The following is a 23334-nucleotide window of genomic DNA, read 5'->3' as shown; positions in this document are numbered from 1 at the left end:
CCCTGCCTCGCGCTCAGACGATGCCGCCGGACGACAACCGGGTGAGCTCGGTGTCGGTGAGCCCGAGCAGTTCACGGTAGATCTCGTCGTTGTGCCTGCCGAGCTCGGGCCCCAGCGTGCGCACGGATCCGGGCGTGCCCGACAGCTTGGGAACCACGTTCTGCATGGGGAAGTCCCCGAACTCCGGATGCGCCAGCCGGATGATCGCCTCGCGGGCACGGTAGTGCGGGTCGTCCAGCATGTCCTTGGCGCGGTAGGTCAGGCCTGCGGGGATCCCGTTCTCGTGCAGCGTCTCCAGCAGCGGGCCGCTCTCGTGGCCGGACGTCCAGAGGCCGATCATGTCGTCCAGCTCGTCGGCGTTGGCCCCGCGGGCGCCGTGCGTGGCGAAGCGCTCGTCGTCGGCCAGCTCGGGGCGGCCCATGATCTCGGCCAGGCGGCGCCAGATGGTGTCCCGGTTGGCGGCGATGAGGATCGGCCCGTCCTTGGTCGGGTACACGTTGCTCGGGGCGACGTTGGGCAGCACCGAGCCGGTGCGTTCACGCTGGTAACCGGCGAGCTCCCATTCGGGGACCAGGGACTCCATCATCGCGAACACCGCCTCGTACAGCGCCGAGTCGACGACCTGGCCGCGGCCGGTCCGGCGCCGGGCGTGCAGTGCCACCAGCGTGCCGAGCGCCGCGAACGTGCCGGCGAGCTCGTCGCCGAGCGAGATGCCGGCGCGCGAGGGCGGATTGCCGGGATCCCCGGTGACGTACCGGATCCCGCCCATGGCCTCGCCGATCGATCCGAACCCGGCGCGCGGCGAGTAAGGCCCGGTCTGCCCGTAGCCGGTGACCCTGGTGACGATCAGCCCGGGGTTGTCCTCCCAGAGGGTCTCCGGGGCCAGGCCCCATCGCTCCAGCGTGCCCGGCCGGAAGTTCTCGACCAGGACGTCCGCCTCGGCGGCGAGCCTGCGCAGCAGGGCCTGCCCCTCGGGCTCGCGCAGGTTCAGGGTGACCGACTTCTTGTTGCGCGCGAGGATCGGCCACCACAGGGACTTGCCGTGCGGCTTCTCGCGGCCCCAGTCGCGCATCGGATCGCCCGAGCCGGGCGGCTCGACCTTGATGACCTCGGCCCCGAAGTCGCCGAGAAGCTGACCGCAGAACGGGCCGGCCAGCAGCTGTCCGATCTCGATGACGCGAAGGTCGCTCAAGGGGGTGTCGGGCATGCGGTTCTCCTCAGTCGCGCTCGGCGGCGCGGATCAGATCGATGAGGTGATCGGCCGCCGCACGGATGTGCGAGCGCATCACCGATTCGGCCCATTCGGCGTCGCCCGCCCGCAGCGCCGCGACCAGTTCGCGGTGGTGGCCCATGCTGCGGGTCAGTGACGCCTCGTCGTAGCGTTCGAACGTTCCAAGGACCAGCGGTACGTGCACGACCGAGCTGACCAGCGCGGGCAGGCGCGTGTTGCCCGATCCCTCGACGATGGCGGTGTGCAGCCGGTCGTTGAGCTCGGTGACGCTCCGGAAGTCCCGGGCGGCGACGGCCCGTTCCATCTCGTCGCACAGCCCGGCGAGCTCGTCGAGCCGTTCGGCCGCCAGGCCCCTGCGCGCCGCCCGCGCGGCCCCGTAGGGCTCCAGCTGGGCGCGCAGCTCGAAGATCTCTTCCAGGTCCGCCCCGGTCCAGCGGACGACGCGGGCTCCGCGGTGGGGGAGCACCTCGACCAGCCCCTCGGTCCCCAGCCGTTGAAGGGCCTCGCGTACGGGCGTGCGAGACAGCCCGAGGGTCTCGGCGAGCTCTACCTCTCCGAGCCGGCTCCCGGCATCGACGCCGCCCGAGAGGATCATCTCCCGCAGCGACCGGTAGGCCACGTCCGCGGCGCGGGCCATCTCTTCTCCTTCATCCGGATTCGGACTACATTGCATACAATATAGAGCTAATCGCATCAAAGAACCAGACAGGGAGTCGGTCTTGCATACAACCCTGGTGGAAGTGGGGCCGCGTGACGGCCTGCAGAACGAGGACGTGATCCTGTCCACCGAGGACAAGATCGAGCTGATCCGCCGGAGCGTCGCCGCGGGGATCCGCCGCGTCGAGGCCGTCAGCTTCGTCCATCCCCAACGGGTTCCGCAGATGGCCGACGCCGAGGAGGTCATGGCGGGCGTGCCGCGCCGGGACGGCGTCTCCTACATCGGGCTGGTCCTCAACCGGCGCGGCCTGGACCGGGCACTCGCGGCGCGGGTCGACGAGGTGAACGTCGTCGTGGTCGCCACCGACACCTTCTGCGTACGCAATCAGGGCTGCACCACCGCCGAGGCGCTGGACGCCTGGGACGACATCGCCGCTGCCGCGATCGAGGCGGGCGTTCCGGCGAGCATGACCATCGCCGCCGCGTTCGGGTGCCCCTTCGAGGGCGAGACCGCCCCGTCCCAGGTCGTCGAGCTGGCCCGACGAGCCCGCGACGCCGGCGCCGTCGAGATCGCACTGGCCGACACCATCGGCGTGGGCGTGCCCGGCCAGGTCCGCGAACTCACCCGCCGAGTCCGCGAAGCCGCCCCCGCCGTGCCCCTGCGTTTCCACTTCCACAACACCCGCAACACCGGCTACGCCAACGCGATCGCCGCCGTGGAGGAGGGTGTGACCGTTCTGGACGCCAGCACGGGAGGATTCGGCGGCTGCCCGTTCGCCCCGGCCGCGACCGGCAACATCGCGACCGAGGACCTGCTCTACTCTCTGCATCGGATGGGCATCGACACCGGCGTCTCCATGAGCACCGTCGTCGACACGGCCGACTGGCTGGGCGACCGCCTCGGCAAGCCCACCCCCGCCCTGCTCGGCCGCGCCGGCACCTTCCCCGCTCCCTCTCCGTGAACCTTCTGGGCCGCAAGGGCCGTATGCCTCTCTGATCAGTCCTGGGGTCAGGAGGGACTCATGTGGCATCGGAAGGTTCTTGGACGACGACGTGTGCGCACGGCGGTTACGGCGGGCGCGCTGGCAGTCGGGGCCACCGGCCTTGCGGCCGGGTCGCTGTACGTGGTGCAGGGCGGCGAGGCGTCGGGCGGATCGGCGAAGAACGCCGCGCTGGCGGGTGACACCGCACGAGGCCGAGCGAGTCAGCCTCCCGGTGGCGGTGGTCCCGACGGCGGTGCCGGTGCCGCTGCGGCCAGGCTGGTCCGTCAGCTCGGCGCGCGTACGTCGGGCGCCTACCTCGACGCGTCGGGCCGTCCGGTCGTCACGGTCACCAACGCCGCGGACGCCGCCATGGTCCGTGCGGCGGGAGTGACGCCCAGGATGTCGGTCCGCAGCCCGGAAACGTTGCGGGGGATCACCAAGACGCTGCGGCGCACGATGGCCGTACCGGGCACCGGCTGGACCGTCGATCCCGCCACCAGCCGGGTCGTCATGTGGACCGACGGGACGGTCACCGGAACACGGCTGGCCGCCGTGCACCGGATGGCGGCGCGGATGGGACCTGCCGTACGGATGGTGCGCGTTCCAGGGCGGCTCAGCACGCTCGCGCGCGGCGCCGACGCCATCTTCGGGCAGGGCGTGCGGTGCTCGCTGGGCTTCAACGTGAAGCGCGGCCAGGAGAGCTTCTTCCTGACCGCCGGGCACTGCGGCAACGTGGTGAAGAACTGGACCGCCGACCAGCAGGGAGCGCAGGCGCTCGGCACGACGGTGACCAGCAGCTTCCCGGGGAACGACTTCGCCCTGGTGCGTTCCGAGGACGGCGCCGCGGGCGAGGGCGAGGTCAACCTGTTCAACGGGCAGACCCGCGACATCACCCAGGCCGGCGATGCCGTCGTCGGCCAGCGGGTCACCCGCAGCGGCAGCACCTCTGGAGCCCACAGCGGCCAGGTCACCGCGGTCGACGCCACGGTGAACTTCCCCGAGGGGACGGTCACCGGCATGATCCAGACCACCGTGTGCGCGGAACCGGGCGACAGCGGCGGACCGCTGTTCGCCGGCACCACCGCGCTCGGGCTGACCTCCGGCGGCTCCGGCGACTGTCAGTCGGGCGGCGTCACCTTCTTCCAGCCGGTCACCGAGCCGCTCCAGGAACTCGGCGTCGACGTCTTCTAGCCGGCGGCGGGGCCTGGGCCTTTGTGCGGCGGGTCAGGAGGCTCGGGGCTTGAGGAGGGTGATCTTCGAGGCTCCCATCTCGGTGAGGTAGAGGTAGCCGGTGGCGGTGTCCTCGGTGACGTCGAGGGGCTGCTGGAACCCGGTGAGGCCGGTGATGCCGGTCGTCCGGTTCGACAGGCTTCCGCTGGAGGAGACGTCGAAGGTCTCGATGTCCTGGCCGTTGCTGTAGCGCACGATCAGCAGCTTGCCGTTCAGGGCGCCGTTGAACGCGCTGCCGCGGTACTCGATGGCGCCGTCGGCCGAGGAGTGCAGGCCGGCGTCGTAGATGCCGGCGAGGTCGAGGTTGCGGTCGGGCCGGGTGCCGGCGGGATAGGCCGTCACCTCGAACGGGTCGGCGCCGCTGGTCGGGTTGGCTCCGGCCAGGGCCCATTCGCAGCGGGACGGGTTCGGGTGGCCGTAGTAGCGGTTCTTCTTGACGTCGAAGACGTAGTCGGTCTCGGCCTGGGCGTTGTTGGTGATGGCCGGGACCGAGGGGCCGGTGTAGGTGCCGTTGGCCGCCTTGTCGATGCGGTTGGAGCACGCGGCGGGCAGCGGGCTGGGCGTCGCGGGGGTGTTGCCGCCCGCGGCCGAGCCGTTGGTCGGCGTGTACAGGTGGCCGTTGCTGTGCCACACCAGGTCGAAGGCATTGCGGACACCGGTGGCGTAGATCGTCAGCGGTGCGTTGGCGGCGAACGGGTTGTAGGTGCCGGGCGTCTCGGTCCGTACGTCGAGCGGGAGGGAGGCGGGCAGCTTGGCGGGGTCGAGCCGCAGGACGGCCGCGTTGAGGAGATGCTCGGGCCGGTTGCCCCAGGTCGGGTCCGCCGCTCCCATGGCGTTGTTGGCGCCCTGCGTGAGGTAGAGGGCGCCGTCCGGGCCGAACGCCAGTGAGTTGGTCTCGTGGTCCTTCACCGACCGGGGCAGGCCGGTGATGACCTCGGTGTAGGTCGCGAGGTTGGCGCCGCTGAGCTTGGCGATCTTGCTGGTCCAGTCGGGCTGGCTCGGCGGGTTCTCCCCGCGGTACATCGTGTTGGAGGTGATCCAGAGAATCAGGTTGCTCGCCGTCGACGCCGGATCGAACGCCAGCCCGATGATGGTGCGGTCCGGCGCCCCGGGCAGGCCCTGCGCGGTCGCGTTGTCCCGCACGGTGGTGATCGTCTGGCGTCCGGTGAGGGTGCCGCCGGAGGCGATGGTGTAGCGCTCGATGTAGCCGTCCAGGGTGGCGGCGTACAGCTTCCCGTCAGGCCCCTTCACCACCGAGGTGAACGTTCTGCCCGTGGCACCGCTGTCGGCCTTGTCGAAGGCGATCGTTCCCGGCGGCGTGGTACTGCCGGTGGTGAAGATCGAGCTCCACGGCACGAACGCCGTGCCGTTGACGTCCTTGACGCCGCTGGTCACGGTGAACCGGTAGCGCGTGTTCGCGGCGAGCGGTGACGTCGGCGACAGGTTGATGACGTCGCCGCCTCCGCTGGTGATGACGTTCGCCGCTACCGGGCTCCCGCCCGCGGCGGGGACGAGCGTGGCGTTGCCGCCGGCCAGCGTCGAGGCGTTGACGCCGCCCGCGATCAGCCGCAGATCGGCCACGACGCTGGTCGTCGGGGACACGCCCGTCGCGGTGTTGGCCGGGGTGACCGCCCGGATCTGCGGCCGGGTGTCGGCGCCGGTGAGCGGCGCGATCGTCAGGTAGGTGAGCTTGGTGTTCGAGCCGCCCGCCGCGCTGACCGTCAGCCGGCCGTCGCTCACGGTCGGGGTGACCGTGCCGGTCGCGTACCTGGTGGCCGACGTCGGGGTGAACGCCGCGACGGCGTTCTGGTCCTCCACCTGGACCGAGTGCACGCTGTCGACGGAGGTGGCGTCGCCGACCCCGACGGTGACGGTGTAGGTCCCGTTCGGGACGGCGATCTCCCAGGTACCGGTGACGTGCACGCCCGCCGAGCCCGCGGGCAGTTGCATGTGCATGAGGGTGGCGAGCCGCTGGTCGGGTTCGCCCGCGCCGGGGTTCCGGTTGCGGCCGTTGCCCACCAGACTGACCGGCGCCGTGGTCCCGGCCGTCAACCAGCCGTAGGTGAGGCCGGTGCCCTGGTTCGGCCCGGTGCGCGCCCCGTACGCCTGCCCGTAGTCGGTGACGTAACCGGAGGCGGGCGCCGTCGCCTGATCGCCGAAGTCGACCTTGGCGGTGAACGTCGGCTCGGCGGCGGCGGCCTGCCGTGCACCCCCCACGACACCCACCGTCACCAGCGCCGACGCCAATCCGACCCCGAGCATTCGCCTGAACCGCGGAAGGCTGGCCACCATCACGATCCCCCACCTGTCGGAGCTCCCAGAGACCTTGAGGGGATCGTCAACGCCGCATCGTCCTGCGGCAACAGAGCGGGCCTTGACCGGACACCCCGCGTCCAGTCCTGGCCGCCCGGCACCGCGCCCACTCGATCCCGTGTCGTTCCTCAGCTCCCGGCCGGACGGCGCCGGAGCCCGAGGATGATCACGGTGCCGACCAGGAGGTGCAGGCAGGCGAGCGTGATGCCGGCGGTGGCGCTGGTGGCGCCCAGCGGACCTGTCAGGGACAGGACGAGAACGATCACGGCGGCGACGGTCCAGGCCGGGCGGGCGCTGCTGGTGAAGCGTTCGAATGCCAGCAGGAGGATCCAGGCCGCCAGGCCTGCGAGGAGGCTGGCGATCACGACCTGAGCCAGGCCTACGTGCTGGCTATTGCGTACCTGCAGGTGCAGCCCGGCTACAGGTCCCGCCACGGTCCAGGCGAGCGTGCCTGCGAGGACGGCGGCGGCGACGGTGAGAGCCCGGCTTCGGGTTCGAGTGTTCATGCGACACAGCTTCGGAGGTACGCCTCGATCCCACATCGGCCGCCGGACGGGGCGACCCCCTACTTTGGTCGCTGTCGCCAGAGCGGGGGCCCACAGTTCACAGTTCACTGTGCGCTCGGGATGGACGAGCCCGAAGGGCGGAGGGTCCCGAAGATCCCGGACCTTCGGCCCTGCGCCCGGTCGCCCGTCGTTGATGGACTGAAGATCGCCAGCCAACGTCAGGGAGGCATCGTGTCCAGGTTTGACGGCGACCTTGAACTGATCGACGCCTATTGGAGAGCGGCCAACTACCTGTCGGTCGGACAGATCTATCTCCGGACCAACCCGCTGTTGCGGGAGCCATTGCAGGCCCAGCACATCAAACCGCGGCTTCTCGGGCACTGGGGGACCTCACCCGGGCTCAACTTCTGTTACGCGCACCTGAACCGGACCATCAAGGCGCGCGACCTGAACATGATCTACATCATGGGCCCGGGCCACGGCGGTCCGGCGGCGGTGGCGAACGCCTGGCTTGAGGGAACCTACAGCGAGGTCTATCCGGAGGTGTCGCAGGACGAGGCCGGACTGGCCCGGCTGTTCCGCCAGTTCTCCTCTCCGGGCGGCATCCCGAGCCATGTCGCTCCCGAGACGCCGGGCTCGATCCACGAGGGCGGCGAGCTGGGCTATTCGCTGGCGCACGCGTACGGCGCGGCGTTCGACAACCCGGACCTGGTCGTGGCGTGCATCGTCGGGGACGGCGAGGCCGAGACCGGGCCGCTGGCGACCGGCTGGCACGGCAACAAGTTCCTGGACCCGGTGGGGGACGGGGCCGTGCTGCCGATCCTGCATCTGAACGGCTACAAGATCGCCAACCCGGCCGTGCTGGCGCGGATCCCCGAGGACGAGCTGATCAGGCTCTTCGAAGGCTACGGCTACCGGCCGCAGCTGGTCAGCGGCGACGACCCGGAACGGATGCACCGGGAGATGGCGGCGGCCCTCGACCAGGCCCTGGACGAGATCGCCGAGATCCAGTCCATGGCCCGCGACGGGCGAGGCCACGGCCGCCCCCGCTGGCCGATGATCATCCTGCGGTCGCCGAAGGGCTGGACCGGCCCCAAGGAGGTCGAGGGGCTGCCGGTCGAGGGAACGTGGCGCGCGCACCAGGTGCCGCTGGCGGCCGTACGGGAGAACCCGGCCCACCTCGCGCAGCTGGAGGAGTGGCTGCGGTCCTACCGGCCCGAGGAGCTGTTCGACGCCGACGGCCGCCCGGCCGGGCGTCTCCTCGCTCTGGCGCCGTCGGGTGAACGCCGGATGAGCGCCAACCCGCACGCCAACGGCGGCGTACTGCTGCGGCCGCTGAAGCTGCCCGACTTCACCGCGTACGGCGTGCCCGTCGACAAGCCCGGCACGACCGCGACCGAGCCGACGCGGCGGCTCGGCGCGTTCCTCCGCGACGTGATCACCGCCAACCCGGACAACTTCCGGATCATGGGCCCGGACGAGACGGCGTCCAACCGGCTCGGCGACGTCCTGGAGGTCACCGACCGCGTCTTCGTGGGGGAACGGTACGAGACCGACGAGCACCTCGGGCCGCGCGGCCGGGTGCTGGAAGTGCTGTCAGAGCACCAGTGCCAGGGCTGGCTGGAGGGCTACCTGCTCACCGGCAGGCATGGGCTGTTCAACAGCTACGAGGCGTTCGTGCACATCGTCGACTCCATGTTCAACCAGCACGCCAAGTGGCTGAAGGTGACCCGGCACCTGCCCTGGCGGGCGCCGCTCGCCTCGTTCAACTACCTGCTGTCCTCGCACGTGTGGCGCCAGGACCACAACGGCTTCACCCACCAGGACCCCGGCTTCCTGGACGTCGTCCTCAACAAGAAGGCCGAGATCGTCCGCGTCTACCTGCCGCCGGACGCCAACACCCTGCTGTCGGTCGGCGACCATTGCCTGCGTTCACGCGACTACGTCAACGTCGTCGTCGCCGGGAAACAGCCCGCGCTCAACTGGCTGGCGATGGACCAGGCCATCACGCACTGCACGCGCGGCATCGGCATCTGGGAATGGGCCAGCACCGACGGTGGCGGCGACCCGGACGTCGTCATGGCCTGCGCCGGCGACATCCCGACCCTCGAGACGCTCGCGGCCACCGACCTGCTCCGCCGCCTGTTCCCCGAACTGCGCGTACGCGTGGTCAACGTCGTCGACCTCATGCGCCTGCAACCCAGCGACGAACACCCACACGGCCTCACCGACCCGGAGTTCGACGCACTCTTCACCCCCGACAAGCCCGTCATCTTCGCCTTCCACGGCTACCCCTACCTCATCCACCGCCTCACCTACCGCCGCACCGGGCACCACAACCTCCACGTGCGCGGCTACATAGAGGAAGGCACGACCACCACCCCGTTCGACATGGTGATGATGAACGACCTCGACCGCTTCCACCTGGTCATGGACGTCATCGACCGCGTCCCCTCCCTAGGAGCCCGTGTCGCCCACATCCGCCAACGCATGGCCGACAAACGCCTAGAGTTGCGCGCCTACACTCGCCAGCACGGCGAGGACGCCCCCGACATCAGCGACTGGACCTGGCCCCACTAATAAAAGCCCTGGACACGCCACCGCCGGTCGGACGGTGTGCGGGATCAGGCAGTGGTCGCGCTACCGGTGGGCGCTTGCCCTTGCGGCCCGTTCGATCTCCTGGGTGACGGTCTTGGGCTCGGACATCAGGCCGAGGTGCCCGCCGCCGTACTCGGTGATGGTGGACCCGGCGCGTTCGGCCATCGCCCGCTCGGCCTTCGGCGGGATGATCTTGTCCTTGGCCCCGATGAGGTACCAGGACGGGATGGTCTTCCAGGCGGGGACGCCGGACTTGTCGTTCAGCCCTCCGAACGCGGCGGCGCGCTGGGTGGCGGCCACGAGCGCCTTGTCGCGTGGGCTGAGGCCGATCGCGAACGAACTGAAGACGGTCTCCTTCTTCAGGTACAGCTCGGTCGTCGGGGTGGGCGGGAAGGTGGCCGGAACGAAGTCGAACACGGTGGCCGGGTCCGCCGACAGCGCGGAGTCGGGTCCGGCGAGCGACACCGGGCCCTTTAGCGATTCCAGGCAACACCCAGGACTACCCCGTCAACTCCTCCCGCGACTACTCGATCATCAAGCTCAACCCCGAGGTCGTTAAAGCAGGCAACACCGCCCCTGACGGCACCAAGTTCGACCACCTCAACACCGCCCCGCCCGTCGTAGGCCACGACATCATGTGCAAGTACGGCCAGGTGACCCAACGCACCTGCGGCGTCGTCACCGAGTTCACGGACAATGTCATGTACTCATGGGCCGGCATCTTCCCCGGCGACTCGGGTGGCGGCGTCGTTCTCAAGGGCGGCTTCGCGGGGGTGAACAGCGCCATCAACCCCAGTCATGCCAACGGGCCGTTCCAGTTCACGAATATCGCGGGCATTCTCGCCGACCTCAACAAGCAGGGGCCGCAAACGGTGGGCATCGGTTTCCAGCCGCTGCGCGACGGTGACTCTGCGATGAGCTGATGAGATGAGGTCGCGCAGACCGATCGGTCCGTTCTCTGAGCCCGTCCAGGCGATGAAGCCGCAGGGCACTCAGGCCGTTAATCGACATTTTCCAGATCTGCCGATCTGGGCTGTGGCGCCAGGCGATCCAGGGGGAGTAGAGCGGCGACGGTGAAACCGCCTTCCGGTCCCGGCCTGGCCGTCACCGTTCCCGCCACCAGCTGGGCGCGCTCGGTCATGCCGTGGATGCCGTATCCGCCGCCGGACGGCTCGCCGCCGCGGCCGTCATCGCTGATCGTGAGGCGGACTCCGCCCGGCTCTTGCCGCATGTCGATCTCGACTCGGCGGGCGTCCGCGTGCTTGACCACGTTGGTGAGCGCCTCCTGGGCAATGCGGTAGGCGGTCAGGCCCGCCGCCGGCGACAGGGCGCCCTCACTGCCGTCGCTGGTCAGCTTCACCTCGATCCCCGCCGCCCGTACGGCGTCGGCGAGGTCCGCGATCCCGGCCACGTCGGCGACGGCCTCGCCGGGACCGTCCGGAACGCCGGCCGTGGTGCCGCCGCGCAGCACCGTGAGAGTCGCCCGCAGTTCGGCTCGGCATTCGCGGCATGCGTTGGCGATGGTGGTGAACGACCCGGACAGCTCGTCTCGTTCGACCGGACGATCATGGTCGGCGAGCTTGTGGGCGGCGGCTCCTGCCTGGACGCCGATCAACGTGATGGTGTGCGCGAGGAGGTCGTGCAGGTCCCGGGCGATGAGCAGGCGTTCCTCGGCAGCCCGCCGCAGAGCCCGGTCCTCGCGGGACTGTGCCTCACGTTCGGCCTGGTCGAGAAGCGCAGCGACGTAGCCCCGGTGTGCGCGCAGCGCCTGCCCGGCCACCACCACGGCCACGATCCAGCCCAGCGTTCCCAGGGCCTCCCGCGGGCCATGATCGGCGGAGATGAGCACGGTCATGACGAACACGATCACTCCCGCGAGCGTTCCGGCCACCAGCACCGCACGCCACAGCGGGCCGGTCGAGGCGACCGTGAACAGCGCCACCACCCCGGCCGGGATCGTCGACTCGTGACCGTACTGCAGCAGGTGATACGGCACCGCGGCCACCAAGATCACGCACAGCACCGCCATCGGCCACCGTCGCCGCGCCGGGAGGACCAGATAGCAGCAACCGAGGAGCAGCACGCCCGCCGCATCCAGCGCACGCCCGTCCGGCCACAGCGCCGCCGCACCGATCGCCCCCGCCAGCAGCACCACGGCCAGCAGCGAGTCTGCGGCGATCCCCTCCGGCCGCCGGCCGTACCCCAGCACGCCCGCCGACACACGCTCCCACACCAACACCGGCCCGCTCCCTTGCTCGACGCCCTGAGCATGTCAAAGAAGCCGCGACGGCGAGCGAGGCGGGAGCCCGCGGCGAGCGTCTCCAACGACGAGCAGGTGGCTCCCGCGGTCAGAACGTGGCGATCGGGTTGACCGGGCTGCCGGACGTACCGGCGAAGCGGACCGGCGCGACGGTGAGGTGGAAGTCCCACTGGCCGAGCTCGGCGGCCGTGGTCGCGCAGAGCTCCAGGTCGCAGTTGTCGAGCAGCCATAGGCCCATCGCGACCAGGCCCACGCTGTGAACCGGCATCAATATGTCCTCGTAGCCGGACGGCTGAACGTCCTGTGGGGTGTCGGCGGCGATGAGCGCGACCTGGCGTTCGCGCAGCCACGGCAGGCAGGACGCGTGCCAGCCGGCCTGCGTGACACCGCCGCTCGGACCGGCCTCATGCCGGGCACGGCCGTAGCCGGTACGCAGGAGCACCGCATCGCCGGGTCGCACCCGCACGCCCTGGCGGCGTTCGGCCTCCTCGAGGTCTTCGGGGTGCACGCCCTGTCCCGGTTCCAGCCACGGCACGTCGCGGACCTTCGCGATGTCCAGCAGGACGCCACGCGTGTTGATCCCGTTCGCCGCCGCCGTGACGGCCGCCCACGCCGATCCCGTTGCCTCGTCGACCAGCGAGTGCGGCCGCCCGTTGTACATCGTGCCGTCCCAGAAGATGTGGCACGGCGAGTCGAGGTGGGTGATGGTGTTGCCGTGGAACAGGATGCCGAGCCGCTCGTTCGAAAAGCCCCAGCGCCGGTCCCTGTGGAACGCGGCCGGCATGTTCTCGGCACCTGGCATGTCGACGGCGCACGGGCACGCCGTCGTCGACCGCTCCATCTCCTCCGGTACGGCGATCTCCCACGCGCACGACACGCTCCTGCCATGCCGCACGGCCCGCGCCGCCGCCAGCCGGATGTCGTCGGTGATGTGATTCAGCGTGCCGAGCTCGTCGTCCTCGCCCCACCGCCCCCAGTTCGACAGCGTGTCGAAGTACCCGAGCACGTCGTCCTGCGTGGGCATCTGTCGCCCTGCCGTCATCCCAGCATCGACTCCTCCGGTCACGCGGTTCGAGACACCGCAGGCAGGCTATCGGCCCTCTCCTTTGACACGCCAAAGCCTGCGGCCCCGCAGAACGCATGCTGGGACCGCGGCGGCAGCTTGCCGCCGCGTTTTGGGTGTCGGTCTTACTGGCCGGTGGGAGTGAGTAGGACGCCGAAGGTGGTGCGGTGGGACACGCCGTCCTTGGTCGCCATGCCGACGATCTGGCCCTTGTTGTTGATCCCGGTGGCGCCCACGATGCGGAAGCCGGAGTTCGCGGGGATGAGTGTGTTCAGGTCGGTGGCGACTCCGTTCTGGTAGACGAACGCGTCGAAGCCGTTGACCGAGCCGACGATCGTGCCGTCGTCGTTGATGCCGTTCGCTGAGCCGCCGGTCTGGTCGGCGCCGGGGAAGTGGAGGTCGGTCACGGTGCCGCCGGCGAACATGACGGCGTGGTCGGTGCCGGTCTCCATGCCCCCGGTGGTGGTGGACACTCCGACGGCCACGCCGGCGGAGTTGACCGCCTTGGCCTCGGCGAACGTGCCGCCGGGCAGGGTGCCCAGAACCTTGATCTGGCCGTTGACCCATTCAACGGCGGGGAAGGTGGTCGCGGTGGTGGCCGAGCCCACGACCAGGCCGTTCTTGTTGACCGCGTCCGTCCGGGCGTTGTTTCCCGTGCCGGGAAGGTTGGGGAGCCTGGTGAACGTGCTCCCGTTGAGCGTCCAGGCGGTGGTCCGGTCGTCGGTGGTCAGGGTCTTGCCCGCGATCAGGCCGTTGTCGTTGATCCCGGTGGCCTCCACATCGGAGGTCGGGCTCTGGTCCACGCCCAGGTCCACTCCGTTGCCCGGGGTCGTCCACTTCATCGGGCGATTGAGCTCCGGTTCGGTGGTGCCTGGAGGCTGGCGGAATCCGACCACCTCGCCGGTGTTGTCGATCGCGTGCGGCGCGGTGAACTGTTGGGTGTTGCCGGGGTCGTCCGTGGTGGACAGGAACTGTGGCGTGTTGGTGCCCGCCTTGATGACGAAGCCTTCCCCCGACACCTCGGCTCCGGGCTCGAAGCCGGCGCCGATGATGTCTCCGTTGTCATTGATCCCTAGGTAGCGCTGCGCCCCGGCCGGGCCGACCGTCAGCGTGTAGTGCGTCGTGGCCGCGTGCGCCGTCCCGCCACCGACGATGGCCAGCATTGCCGTACCGGCGACGGCCGTCGCAGAGAAGCGGGACATGAAGGCGTTGCGTGACATGTGAACAAGCCCCTCGTGTTCGTGCCGGCCCGGGGGCCGGCGCCCCTGTGGAGGCGTCCTGGCCCCCTCGAACGGAGATACGCCGGCGGGTTACACGGTGGCGAAGGCGCACGTGGGGGACTTCAGTGGTGGCGGGCGCCTGCCAGGCGTCCTAGCAGGCGGTCTTCGGCTTGGTGCCAGATGAGGCGGCGGTCGAGGCGTTCCGCCGTCCAGGGGGTGGTGATGAGCTTTCCGGCGTCGCGGAAGTCGCGGACCACTCGGCGGTGGGCGGCGGACTGGACGAACCGGCGTAGGTCGGCCGGGTCCCGCCAGAGGGAGACGGAGATCTGGCGGCGGCCGTCGGGGGTGGTGGCCATCCACAGGCCGAGCGTTCCCTCGGTCTCGGGCCAGGCGCGGCGGAGGCGGAGGCCCGCCATCGCCACGCGCGGGACGTCACGGAGCCCGAGGATCAGGTAGTCGTTCATGCTGACGTGCACCGGGCCGTCGGCGGCCGCGAGTTGCCCGTCCTTCCAGAACCGAATGAACCGTGTCACGAGCGAAACGATACGACCGCATTAATTCCGATACAAGTGTATTGGACTAGGTGGACAGGCCGCGGCGGTACAGCTCGGTGGTCGCGGTGTTCCACCGCTGCAGCTGGTCGGGGGAGAAGAACGGTCCGGGCAGGTGGCGGCTGATCGCCGGCTCGAAGAACACGCAGGCCAGGTTGAACAGCACCACGTGGATCGCGGCCCAGTCCCGGTCGGTGTCGGTGCGCAGCCGTCCGTCGCGGTCGAGCGGGTCCAGCCAGCGGGTGCCCGCGATCTCGATCAGGGCGTCGAAGATCTTCGCGGCCCCCTCGTCTCCCTCGGCGAGCCCGCGTGCCAGGTAGCGAACGGCGGTCGCGTTGTCGCCGACCCAGGACGTCACCGTGTCGCCCATCGCGTCCCAGGCGACGGCGCCGTCGCGGACCAGGTCCCGGAACGTCTCCACGGCGACGGCGATCACGTATTCGTCGACCGCCTCGCGCAGGCCCGACTTGGTGCCGAAGTGGTGCTGCACCAGCCCCGGCGACACTCCGGCGGCGGCCGCTACATCACGAATGGACGTGGCCGCGACGCCCTTGGCGGCGAATCCCTGCAACGCGGCGTTCCGGATGCGCGCGTAGGTACTCAGATCTTCTTGCCGCACCGGCACCTCAGAGTCACTCACGCCTGCAGAGCTAATCACAGCCGAGCGGCCGGAACGGCGGAGACAGCTCTTCGCCTGGATGGCTCGCCTCGTCTAGCTGCAGTGGTGCCCAGTTGCGGATCGCGGCGATGAAGTCCTCGGGCGCGTCGGATTCAACGTAGAGGCCGGCGTCTTCGAAGATGACGGTCTCGTGGTTGGGGAAGGCGGCTTCCAGGCGTTCGCGCTCCTGGGGACGGAACCCGACCTGGGCGTTGGCCCACACGATCAGCGTCGGCAGGTGGGCGAGGTCGGCCAGGCCGGCCTCGACCTTGGTGAAGAAGGCGCGGCTGGCGATGATCCGGCTGGGGAGTACGGCGGAGGCCTGGCGTCGTTCGGGGGTGTCTTGCGCTCGGCGGTAGTGGGTCGCCTCGGCTGCGGTCGGCTTCCGCCGATGGTGGCCCATGGGGATGAACGCCTTGACGAGGAGGTTGAGCCGCCGCGCCAGGAAACGGGTCGCGGGCCCGCCTCCGAGGCGGGCGAAGGCCTCGAAGTAGAGGTCGCCGTTGACCGGCCAGGCCCAGGTGTTGGCGAGTACGAGCCGATCGAAGACGTCCGCGCGGCGCGCGGCGGCGGCCAGGCCGATCGGGCCGCCCCAGTCCTGGCCGACCAGGGTGACGCCCTGGAGGTCGAGGGCGTCGACGAATCCGGTGACCACGTCCGCGTGGTCTTCGGGCAGGTAACGGTAGCCGGGCTTCGGAGTGGACAGCCCGAAGCCGGGGTAGTCGAGGGCGACGCACCGGAAGTCGTCGCGGAGTGCGCGGATCACGTCACGCCACAGGAACGACCAGGTCGGGTTGCCGTGCAGGAGCAGGAGGGTGGGGCCCGATCCCTCGTCGACGTAATGCACCGTGTGCCCGTCGATGTCGACGAAGCGGCTCTCGAAGGGGAACAGGTCGTCGTCGACCCAGGCGGGCCGGACGTTCTCGATGGCATCGGCCATGGTGGTCCCCTCGCTCGGCCTCACGGTACACTTGAGACTGTCACGCACACTTGAGAAACTCAAGTAGGGGGAATGATGCGCGGCTACGGCCAGTACTGCGGGCTCGCCCGGTCCCTTGAGGTCGTCGGCGACCGGTGGAACCTGCTCATCGTCCGCCAGCTCCTCATCGCCCCCGCGCGCTACCGGGATCTGATCGACGGCCTGCCAGGGATCGCGACCAACCTGCTCGCCGACCGGCTTCGCGACCTGGAGGCCGCGGGCGTGGTCGAGCGGCGGACGGCCGCCACGGGCAGCGTCGTCGAGTACGCCCTCACGCCGTGGGGCGCCGAGCTGCGCCAGCCGATCGAGAGCCTGATGCGCTGGTCAACGCCGTTGATGATCCGTGGCCCCGAGGGCGACGCCTTCCGTCTCGAGTGGCTCAGCCTCGCCGTTCCCGCGCTGCTGGGCGCCCGGGTCAAGGTCCGCGCCTCGGTGACGGTCGGTCTCGAGGTCGGTGATGCGCCCTTCCAGCTCCGCGCGACGCGTTCAGGCTTCGAGGTCGGCCCGCATGACGGCCGCGACCTCGACGCCACCGTCCGTGCCGACCCCGCCTGCGTCCTCGGCCTCGCCGCCGGCGCCCTCGGTCTCGACGACGCCCTTACCCTCGGGCTGGTCGAGATCGACGGCGACGAGTCCGTTGTCCGCACCGTCTTCTCCGCATGACGAGGCTGCTCAGGGCTGCTTGGGCCACATGTTGGCGGTCAGCTTGAAGCCGGGCATCGCGTCGAACGGCACCATGTACTCGTAGATGCGCTGGTACTGGGTCGAGGCGATCTGCCACTCGCCGTCCCGGCGCCGGTAGGTGTCGGTGTAGTAGCAGGCGCCTCGGATGAGCAGCTTGTACTCGTCGACGATGACGGTGTCCTCCAGGCACCAGGTCCCGCTCGCGGTGTCGCCGTCGACGGTCAGTTCCGGGTTGTGTACGACATGGACGGTCGTCATGCCGTCGCCGAGGGCGTTCCTCATGTAGTCGACGACCTGGTCGCGGGTGGTGAAGTTCAGGGTGCGTCCGCCCGACGGCGAGCCGTAGTTGGCGACGATGTCCTCGGCGAGGGTGCCGGCGAACTCGTCCCAGAGCTTCAGGTCGATGGAGCGGAGGTAGCGGGCCTTGAGGCTGCGGATCTCTTCGAGCGCGATCAGGTCCATGGCGGTCTCCCTCTGGGGTGATTCCCCCGACCCGTAAAAGTAGAACGTGTTCCTGTTCCGCACAAGAACGGCCGCCGGACCGAAAGAGGCGTCAGTCCATTTCCTGGCGTGCCTTGGCCCAGAGCCAGCCCGCGTACGTGTGCAGTCCCTCGCCGAGGCGGGCGTCGACCTTGCCGGCCAGGGCGCGGGCGTACGTGCCTTCGAGGAGGGCGGCCAAGCGGAAGCAGGCCAGGACCTGGTACCAGCGGAACGCCGAGACGTCCCGGCCGGTCAGCTCGGCGTAGTGGGCGACGAGTTCGGCTCGGCTCGGCATGTCGTCCCAAGGCTGGAACTGAGGCTCGCTGCCCGGCGGGTCGTCCTTCTCCCTCCAGGCGGTGAGGATCCAGGCCAGGTCGAGGAGAGGGTCGCCGACCGACGCCATCTCCCAGTCGACGATCGCGGCGAGGCGAGGCGCGTCGTGGGCGAACATCACGTTGGCGAACTGCAGGTCGCCGTGAACGATCCCGATCGCGCCGCGTTCAGGAGTGTGGGCGGTGAGCCAGTCCGCGACGGCATCGACGTCGCGGGACTCGTTCTCGCGGTAGGTGACGCTCTCGCGGTAGCCGTGCAGCATCTTCAGGTACTTGGGGGTCTGCCGTTCCAGCCAGCCCTCCGCCCGCCCCAGGTCGGCGAGCCCGCTTGCATCGACCTTGGCGAGCTCGGCGGCGCCGTCGACCAGGTCGAACGCGACCGTACGCCGCCATTCGGGATCGTCGGCGTACCGGCCGGGCAGCCGGCCGCGCGGCGTGAAGCCGTCGATCTTCTCCAGCACGGAGAAGGGGGCGCCCAGGGCCGACTCGTCCTGGACGCCGGCGTACAGGCGCGGGTGCGGTACGCCGGTGTCGGCGAGAGCGGCGAGCACTCGGCTCTCGCGGCGGAACGCGTCGGAGGCTCCGGCGCTCAGGTGGCGTCCGGGGCGGCGAAGGACCAGCTCGGTGCCGTCGGTGCGGCGGAGGACGAACAGCAGGTTCTGCGCGCCGCCGGTGATCGGGGTGAGCTCGGCAATGGGGCCGTCGCCGGGGAGGTCGGCGAGGCCGGGCCAGGCGTTCAGCCGGTCAAGGTCGGAGTTCATGAGGTCACCGCCATCTCCTTCAGCCGCCCGGCGTACTTGGTGCGGGCGGCCTCCAGCCGGGCGGGCAGGTGTTCGGAGCCGAAGAGCGGGTCCTCGGCCGGTACGGCGTCGGCGAGGAGGAGACGGGCGACGACGTCCTGGTGTGCTTCGGTGGGGCCGTCGGCCACGCCGAGCGTGGGGCCGGACTGCCACATGCGGGCCAGCGGCAGTTCGTTGGAGACGCCGAGGGCGCCGTGCAGGTGAAGGGCCCGGTAGGCGACGTCGACCAGGATCCTCGGGGTGGCGACCTTGACCCCGGAGACGTGCAGGCGGGCGCGGCGGGCGTCGTCCGGGTCTCCGGTGCGGTCGGCCCGCTCGACCTGCCAGGCGGCGTGCAGGACCTGAAGGCGGAACTGCTCGATCTGGATCCAGGTGTCGGCGAGCTGGTGGCGCACCGCCTGCTGGTCGGCGAGCGGGCCGCCGCGCGTACGGCGGGCGGCGATGCGTTCGGTCATCATCTCCAGGGCACGCCGGCACTGGCCGATCGACCGCATCGCGTGATGCAGGCGGCCGCCGCCGAGCCGGGTCTGCGCGATGCGGAACCCGGAGCCGGGCTCGCCGAGCAGGTTCTCGGCCGGTACGCGGCAGCCGGTGAACCGCAGGTAGGAGTGCACGCCCTCGCCGAGCGGCTCACCGGCCAGGCCGGTGGCACGGATCATCTCCATGCCGGGCGTTCTGGCCGGGATCAGGATCATGGAGGCGCCGCGGTGCACGGGCACGTCCGGGTTCGTGATCACCATGGCGATGACGAACGCGGCGAGGGGGTAGTTCGAGGCGAACCACTTCTCGCCATTGATGACCCACGCGTCGCCGTCCCGTTCGGCCCGGCAGGTGAAGCCGCCGGGGTCGGCGCCGCCGGTCGGCTCGGTCATCGCGAACGTGGAGACGATCCGGCCGTCGAGCAACGGTTCCAGATACCGTTCACGCTGCTCGTCCGTACCGTAGTGGGCGAGGATCTCGGCGTTGCCCGAGTCGGGGGCCTGCGTGCCGAACACCGTCGGGGCCCAGCCCGACCTGCCGAGGATCTCGTTCAGCAGCGCCAGCTTCACCTGGCCCATGCCCATTCCGCCGAGCGAGGGCGACAGGTGAGCGGCCCACAGGCCTTCCTCGCGCACGCGCCGTTGCAGCGGGCGGATCACCTCGGTGAAGACCTCGCCGTCCCGGTCGTACGGATCGGCGTTGCCCGGAAACAGCACGTCGAGCGGCTCGCACTCGTCGCGGACGAAGCGTGCGGCCCAGTCGAGCTTCTCCTGGAACGCGGCGTCGGTACTGAAGTCCCACATGACGCACCCTCCTCAGAATCCGATTCTGAAAATACCAGAACGGCATTCTCGCAACCAGTGAGTGCCGCTATCGGCGTCGAGGGTCGGGCGCCCGTACGCCCGCGAGCAGGAAGCCGACCAGGTGCTCGATCTCCACGGAGCCGGGCACCTCTCCCGCGAAGAGCCAGTACTGGAGCGCGGCGACCGCGGCACCGGCCGTGGTCCGCGCCGCCCGCATCGGGTCTCCCGCTCCCATCTCCGCCGCGGGCTGGGCGAACAGCGCGGCGAGTCCGTCCACGAGCGTGACGATCACATGGCCTGCGCGCGGGTCGTGGGCGCTCGCGTTGGCCAGAACGGCCCGCGTCTGACCCACCAGGTCGGTGTCGGCCGCCTGCCGCAGCACTGCCTCCAACCCGGCGCGGAGCTGAGCCTCGGCGCCCTGCTCGGCCGTACGGCGGATGCGGTGGCGAACGTAGCCGACCACCGTGCGCGCCCCGCGTTCGACGATCGCCTCGACCAGCGCGTCCTTGCCGTCGAACGACCGGTAGAAGGCGTCGTTGGACAGTCCCGCCGCCGCCACGATCTCGGCGACGCGCGGCCTGCGTCCGCCGCCCGCCACCATCAGCTCGAGCCCGGCGTCCAGGAGCAGCTCGGTCTCCGATGCAAGAATCACATTCTGCATGAAAGGGAATGCTAATCCCGAACTGGAGAGGGCGCCACCAACTGGTCGAGCCCCTCCTCCTGGCGGTGCCGCGCGCCGGTCTTCGATCGGCGCATGAGCAGCGGTCCGGAGACGACCAAGGCCACTCCCAGGACGAGACCGATGGGCTGGGAGACGGTGAGCAACGTCAGGCTCCGCATGGCGCTCCTCGCCTTGGCGGTCAAGGAGAGGACGCTCGCGTTCGACATGTGGAGGTCCAGCGCGGCGACCACGAGCTGCCCCTGACCCTGCCTGGGCACCATGGTCGTGCGCACGTTCTGCCGGACGTCGACCGAGACGCCGGTGCGCGGCTCCACCCAGAAGACGTTGTCGGCCTGGTAGTGACGGTCCACCTGGATCGTCGCGGCCGCATCCTTGCCCTTGAGGCCGAGGAGCTTGCCCGGCATTCCCGTGCTTCCGCCGGCCATCACCGTGTCGGGAATGTGCTGGACGAACCTGTACAGGCGGAGCCCGTGCAGCATCTCCTGGCCTTCATAGACGGCCGGCCACGCCTTCTTCGTCGCCGAGTCGAAGATCGGGTACGTCCTCTTGCCGACGTTCAGGGGCCAGAACATGTCGATGCCCGACATCTGAGCGTCATCGTCCCCGTCGATGTTCGCCCCGCAGCAGTTGACGAGCCTGCCGGTGCGCCGGTCGAACGCGATGCGGATCTTCGAGTAGCCCACGGTCGTCGTCCGCGGCAGGTCCTGCATCATGATGAACGAATCCCACGTCGCGATGTGCCCGCTGCTCGCCGTCGTGTCGCCGCGGACGGTCGAGGTCACGGTGACCGTGGCGCCGGTGCGCTGCTGCAGCGATGCCGCGTCGAAGTACGTCGCGCCGTCCGCCCGCAACGTGACGACCTTGTAGACGTCGGGCGGCGCCTGCTTCAGCCGGGGCGCCACGTAGAAGTGCAGGAGGACCACGGCGGCGAGCAAGAACGCGCCGATGCCCGCCATCACATAGCCGATCACGTACCGCATGAGGGCTCCTCGTTGTCGTCCCCCGACACCGCGGCGACCGCTGTCGAACGTCTGATGGAAGTTACATTCTCACTATTGGAGAATCAAGATCGCCCAAGGCGGCGGGTGGCATCGGAGGGAGAGACCCCGAGGCGGCCCCCGCTTAACGATCTTGGCTATTCGGGGGTGGCCGAAAACATGGTGAGGCGACCCGGGCGCCTGCATGCTCTGCGTGTTCCGGTCCGTTCAGACCTGCAGGAAGAGGCCCGATGAACCGATCGAAGACCCTGAGGATCGCCGGCACGCTCGGCGCCGCCGTCGCGCTGGCGGCCGCCCTGGAGGGCACGGCCAGCGCCGCCCCCGCGTGGAGCTCGAGCTACCCGACGTGGGGCGACGCGAAATGCTCGAGCCCGACGTCGCTGTCCGACTCCAAGCACGTGATCATCACCTGTTTGAGGTACGACAGCAATTGGGCCGAGCCGTACACCATCGTCATGAACTCGAACAGCTCCGACCGTCTGCTTCCGAAGTCCCAGCCGGGGTACTCGCTGCTCGGCCACTCCGTGTGCGACGCGGGGGGCATCGGCAAGCAGAGCACGAAGTACTGCCTCGGCCCCAAGCTCTCCCTCGCGAAGGGCTGCAACTCCTGGCCCGCGTACACGTACTACACCTGGTACACCGACAAGTACCAGTACTCGCCGGAAGTCAACCTCTGCGGCTGACATGAGCGGGCCGAGGCGCTTCGGGGGCGCCTCGGCGGTCCGCCGGGCACGGCGGCACGGGGCGCCGGACAAGTAAATCAAACGCTTGTTTGGTGCGGATGCTAGCTTGAAGCGTGCACCTGGCGTTCGATGCCGAAGACGTCGCCGAGACCCGCTTCACCATCTCGCCCATGCGGCACGCGGTGTTCGCCGCGCTGTGCGCCCACCACCCAAGGCTGGCGGCCCCGGGCAGCCTGTGGCGTGAGGTCGGCCGCGCTGTCGAGGGGCACGCGGTCCCGCTGCTCGAACTGATCGGCGTCGTCGGCGCGCGCAGCCGGCTGTTCGGTGAGCTGCTCCTGATCGACTCGCCAGGCCCCGACACCGGGCGCATCTCCATGGGCGACGAGCTCGACGCCGTCATGGATCTCGACCGCGCCCCCACCGCCTGGGAGTTCGGCGGCGACCTGTGGCAGCTCGCCCGTGGCGAGCTCTCGCCCGCCCTCGTCTCCTCTCCCGAACGCATCACCCGCGTCCTCGCCGACGGCCTGTACGTGTTGTTCCACCGCTTCATCGCCCCGGAATGGCGCTCGATGCGCCGGCAGATGGAAACGGATCTCTACAAGCGGGCGGAGCTGGCCTTGAGCCGGGGGATGGGCGCCGCGCTGGCCTCGCTCAGCCCCCGCGTGTGCTGGGAGGGCTCCGCCCTCCACATCAGCGGCGCGGGCCCCGACACCGCCCGGCTGCGCGGCAACGGCCTGCTGATCAGCCCGATCGTCTCCGCCGCGCCGGGATATCTCGGCTTCACGCTGTCCTGCGACGGTCGCCGTTCCCTCATGTCCTACCCGGTGCCGGGGAACCGCTCGGCTCCCGAGCAGATCCCCTCCATCGACAGCCTCGGAGCCCTCGTCGGAACGTCTCGCGGCCGTGCCCTGCGCGCCATAGGCACCGGCTGCCGGACCGACCAGCTCGCCTCCCGTCTCGGCGTCTCCGCCTCCACCGCCTCCGAGCACGCCACGATTCTCCGCAACGCCGGCCTGATCGTCACGCGCCGCGAGGGCCGCTCCGTCCGCCACGCCATCAGCCCCCTCGGCGCCAGGCTGCTGGCCTCGAACGACGCCGCGTTCAGCTGAACCCCGCTGGAGTAGGGCCAGGCAGCCGCCGGGA

23 protein-coding genes are annotated in these 23334 nt (G+C 70.0%); 7 read left to right on the top strand and 16 right to left on the bottom strand.

Going from position 1 to position 23334, the window contains the following annotated elements; translation table 11 throughout:
- Nucleotides 1-13: 13 nt before the first annotated feature.
- Both J4573_RS12115 and J4573_RS12110 read right to left on the bottom strand, forming a co-directional pair.
- On the bottom strand, nt 14-1207 hold the full coding sequence (locus J4573_RS12115) for a CaiB/BaiF CoA transferase family protein (RefSeq protein WP_208255464.1): 1194 nt from the start codon (nt 1205-1207) through the stop codon (nt 14-16).
- Nucleotides 1208-1217: 10 nt separating this feature from the next.
- A complete protein-coding gene (locus J4573_RS12110; protein WP_208255463.1) occupies nt 1218-1868 on the bottom strand; it encodes a GntR family transcriptional regulator in 651 nt (216 codons plus the stop codon).
- Between the two features lie 82 nt (nt 1869-1950).
- Here J4573_RS12110 and J4573_RS12105 point away from each other — a divergent pair, with 82 nt between their 5' ends.
- On the top strand, nt 1951-2850 hold the full coding sequence (locus tag J4573_RS12105) for a hydroxymethylglutaryl-CoA lyase (RefSeq protein WP_243772827.1): 900 nt from the start codon (nt 1951-1953) through the stop codon (nt 2848-2850).
- A 93-nt stretch (nt 2851-2943) separates the two neighbouring features.
- Nucleotides 2944-4062, top strand: coding sequence for a S1 family peptidase (locus J4573_RS12100; RefSeq protein ID WP_208255462.1), 1119 nt, complete (start codon nt 2944-2946; stop codon nt 4060-4062).
- A gap of 33 nt (nt 4063-4095) precedes the next feature.
- On the opposite strand, the gene J4573_RS12095 is transcribed toward J4573_RS12100, so the two are convergent.
- On the bottom strand, nt 4096-6318 hold the full coding sequence (locus tag J4573_RS12095; RefSeq protein ID WP_208255461.1) for a PQQ-dependent sugar dehydrogenase: 2223 nt from the start codon (nt 6316-6318) through the stop codon (nt 4096-4098).
- Nucleotides 6319-6542: 224 nt separating this feature from the next.
- Nucleotides 6543-6920: a DUF6069 family protein gene (locus tag J4573_RS12090; RefSeq protein ID WP_208255460.1), complete on the bottom strand. Its 378-nt coding sequence runs from the start codon at nt 6918-6920 to the stop codon at nt 6543-6545.
- A gap of 231 nt (nt 6921-7151) precedes the next feature.
- Here J4573_RS12090 and J4573_RS12085 point away from each other — a divergent pair, with 231 nt between their 5' ends.
- Entirely contained in the window at nt 7152-9500 is a 2349-nt protein-coding gene (locus J4573_RS12085; RefSeq protein ID WP_307796598.1) for a phosphoketolase family protein, read from the top strand.
- Nucleotides 9501-9560: 60 nt separating this feature from the next.
- Here J4573_RS12085 and J4573_RS12080 read toward each other — a convergent pair whose 3' ends face one another.
- The gene (locus J4573_RS12080; RefSeq protein WP_208255458.1) at nt 9561-9983 is read right to left on the bottom strand and encodes an alpha/beta fold hydrolase; all 423 of its coding nucleotides are present in this window, start codon (nt 9981-9983) and stop codon (nt 9561-9563) included.
- 14 nt (nt 9984-9997) lie between these two features.
- Between J4573_RS12080 and J4573_RS56655 the strand changes: the two genes are divergently transcribed.
- Nucleotides 9998-10441 carry a trypsin-like serine protease gene (locus J4573_RS56655; RefSeq protein WP_372442833.1) on the top strand — a complete coding sequence of 148 codons (444 nt, stop codon included), beginning with the start codon at nt 9998-10000 and terminating at the stop codon, nt 10439-10441.
- Between the two features lie 77 nt (nt 10442-10518).
- On the opposite strand, the gene J4573_RS12070 is transcribed toward J4573_RS56655, so the two are convergent.
- The 6 genes from J4573_RS12070 to J4573_RS12045 all read right to left on the bottom strand — a co-directional run bounded on the left by J4573_RS12070 (nt 10519) and on the right by J4573_RS12045 (nt 16210).
- Nucleotides 10519-11757, bottom strand: a complete 1239-nt coding sequence (locus tag J4573_RS12070) for a sensor histidine kinase (RefSeq protein WP_208255456.1) — start codon at nt 11755-11757, stop codon at nt 10519-10521.
- 109 nt (nt 11758-11866) lie between these two features.
- Entirely contained in the window at nt 11867-12820 is a 954-nt protein-coding gene (locus J4573_RS12065; RefSeq protein ID WP_243772826.1) for a cyclase family protein, read from the bottom strand.
- Nucleotides 12821-12966: 146 nt separating this feature from the next.
- Entirely contained in the window at nt 12967-14061 is a 1095-nt protein-coding gene (locus J4573_RS12060) for a hypothetical protein (RefSeq protein ID WP_208255455.1), read from the bottom strand.
- Between the two features lie 122 nt (nt 14062-14183).
- On the bottom strand, nt 14184-14594 hold the full coding sequence (locus J4573_RS12055; protein ID WP_208255454.1) for a hypothetical protein: 411 nt from the start codon (nt 14592-14594) through the stop codon (nt 14184-14186).
- Nucleotides 14595-14640: 46 nt separating this feature from the next.
- A complete protein-coding gene (locus J4573_RS12050) occupies nt 14641-15252 on the bottom strand; it encodes a TetR/AcrR family transcriptional regulator (RefSeq protein ID WP_208255453.1) in 612 nt (203 codons plus the stop codon).
- 10 nt (nt 15253-15262) lie between these two features.
- On the bottom strand, nt 15263-16210 hold the full coding sequence (locus J4573_RS12045; protein ID WP_208255452.1) for an alpha/beta fold hydrolase: 948 nt from the start codon (nt 16208-16210) through the stop codon (nt 15263-15265).
- A gap of 72 nt (nt 16211-16282) precedes the next feature.
- On the opposite strand from J4573_RS12045, the gene J4573_RS12040 reads away from it, so the two are divergent.
- Nucleotides 16283-16912, top strand: a complete 630-nt coding sequence (locus tag J4573_RS12040) for a winged helix-turn-helix transcriptional regulator (protein WP_243772825.1) — start codon at nt 16283-16285, stop codon at nt 16910-16912.
- A 9-nt stretch (nt 16913-16921) separates the two neighbouring features.
- Here the strand turns inward: J4573_RS12040 and J4573_RS12035 are convergent, their stop codons facing one another.
- The 5 genes from J4573_RS12035 to pgfA all read right to left on the bottom strand — a co-directional run bounded on the left by J4573_RS12035 (nt 16922) and on the right by pgfA (nt 21490).
- The gene (locus J4573_RS12035; RefSeq protein WP_208255451.1) at nt 16922-17395 is read right to left on the bottom strand and encodes a nuclear transport factor 2 family protein; all 474 of its coding nucleotides are present in this window, start codon (nt 17393-17395) and stop codon (nt 16922-16924) included.
- 91 nt (nt 17396-17486) lie between these two features.
- The gene (locus J4573_RS12030) at nt 17487-18506 is read right to left on the bottom strand and encodes a phosphotransferase family protein (RefSeq protein WP_208255450.1); all 1020 of its coding nucleotides are present in this window, start codon (nt 18504-18506) and stop codon (nt 17487-17489) included.
- Nucleotides 18503-19828, bottom strand: coding sequence for an acyl-CoA dehydrogenase family protein (locus J4573_RS12025; protein WP_208255449.1), 1326 nt, complete (start codon nt 19826-19828; stop codon nt 18503-18505). The genes J4573_RS12030 and J4573_RS12025 overlap by 4 nt, the downstream gene beginning before the upstream one ends.
- Before the next feature lie 67 nt (nt 19829-19895).
- Entirely contained in the window at nt 19896-20489 is a 594-nt protein-coding gene (locus J4573_RS12020; protein ID WP_208255448.1) for a TetR/AcrR family transcriptional regulator, read from the bottom strand.
- Between the two features lie 11 nt (nt 20490-20500).
- Entirely contained in the window at nt 20501-21490 is a 990-nt protein-coding gene (gene pgfA / locus J4573_RS12015) for a cell envelope lipid trafficking protein PgfA (RefSeq protein WP_208255447.1), read from the bottom strand.
- Between the two features lie 248 nt (nt 21491-21738).
- Here pgfA and J4573_RS12010 point away from each other — a divergent pair, with 248 nt between their 5' ends.
- The gene (locus J4573_RS12010) at nt 21739-22191 is read left to right on the top strand and encodes a hypothetical protein (protein WP_208255446.1); all 453 of its coding nucleotides are present in this window, start codon (nt 21739-21741) and stop codon (nt 22189-22191) included.
- Between the two features lie 113 nt (nt 22192-22304).
- Complete coding sequence (locus tag J4573_RS12005; RefSeq protein ID WP_208255445.1) at nt 22305-23300, top strand: ArsR/SmtB family transcription factor; 996 nt, start codon at nt 22305-22307, stop codon at nt 23298-23300.
- The last annotated feature ends 34 nt before the right edge of the window (nt 23301-23334 follow it).

It is taken from the genome of Actinomadura barringtoniae, from assembly GCF_017573505.1.
GTDB lineage: Bacteria > Actinomycetota > Actinomycetes > Streptosporangiales > Streptosporangiaceae > Spirillospora > Spirillospora barringtoniae.
The sequence above is the reverse complement of the archived record's forward strand: the minus strand, read 5'-3'. Positions and strand labels throughout refer to the sequence as shown.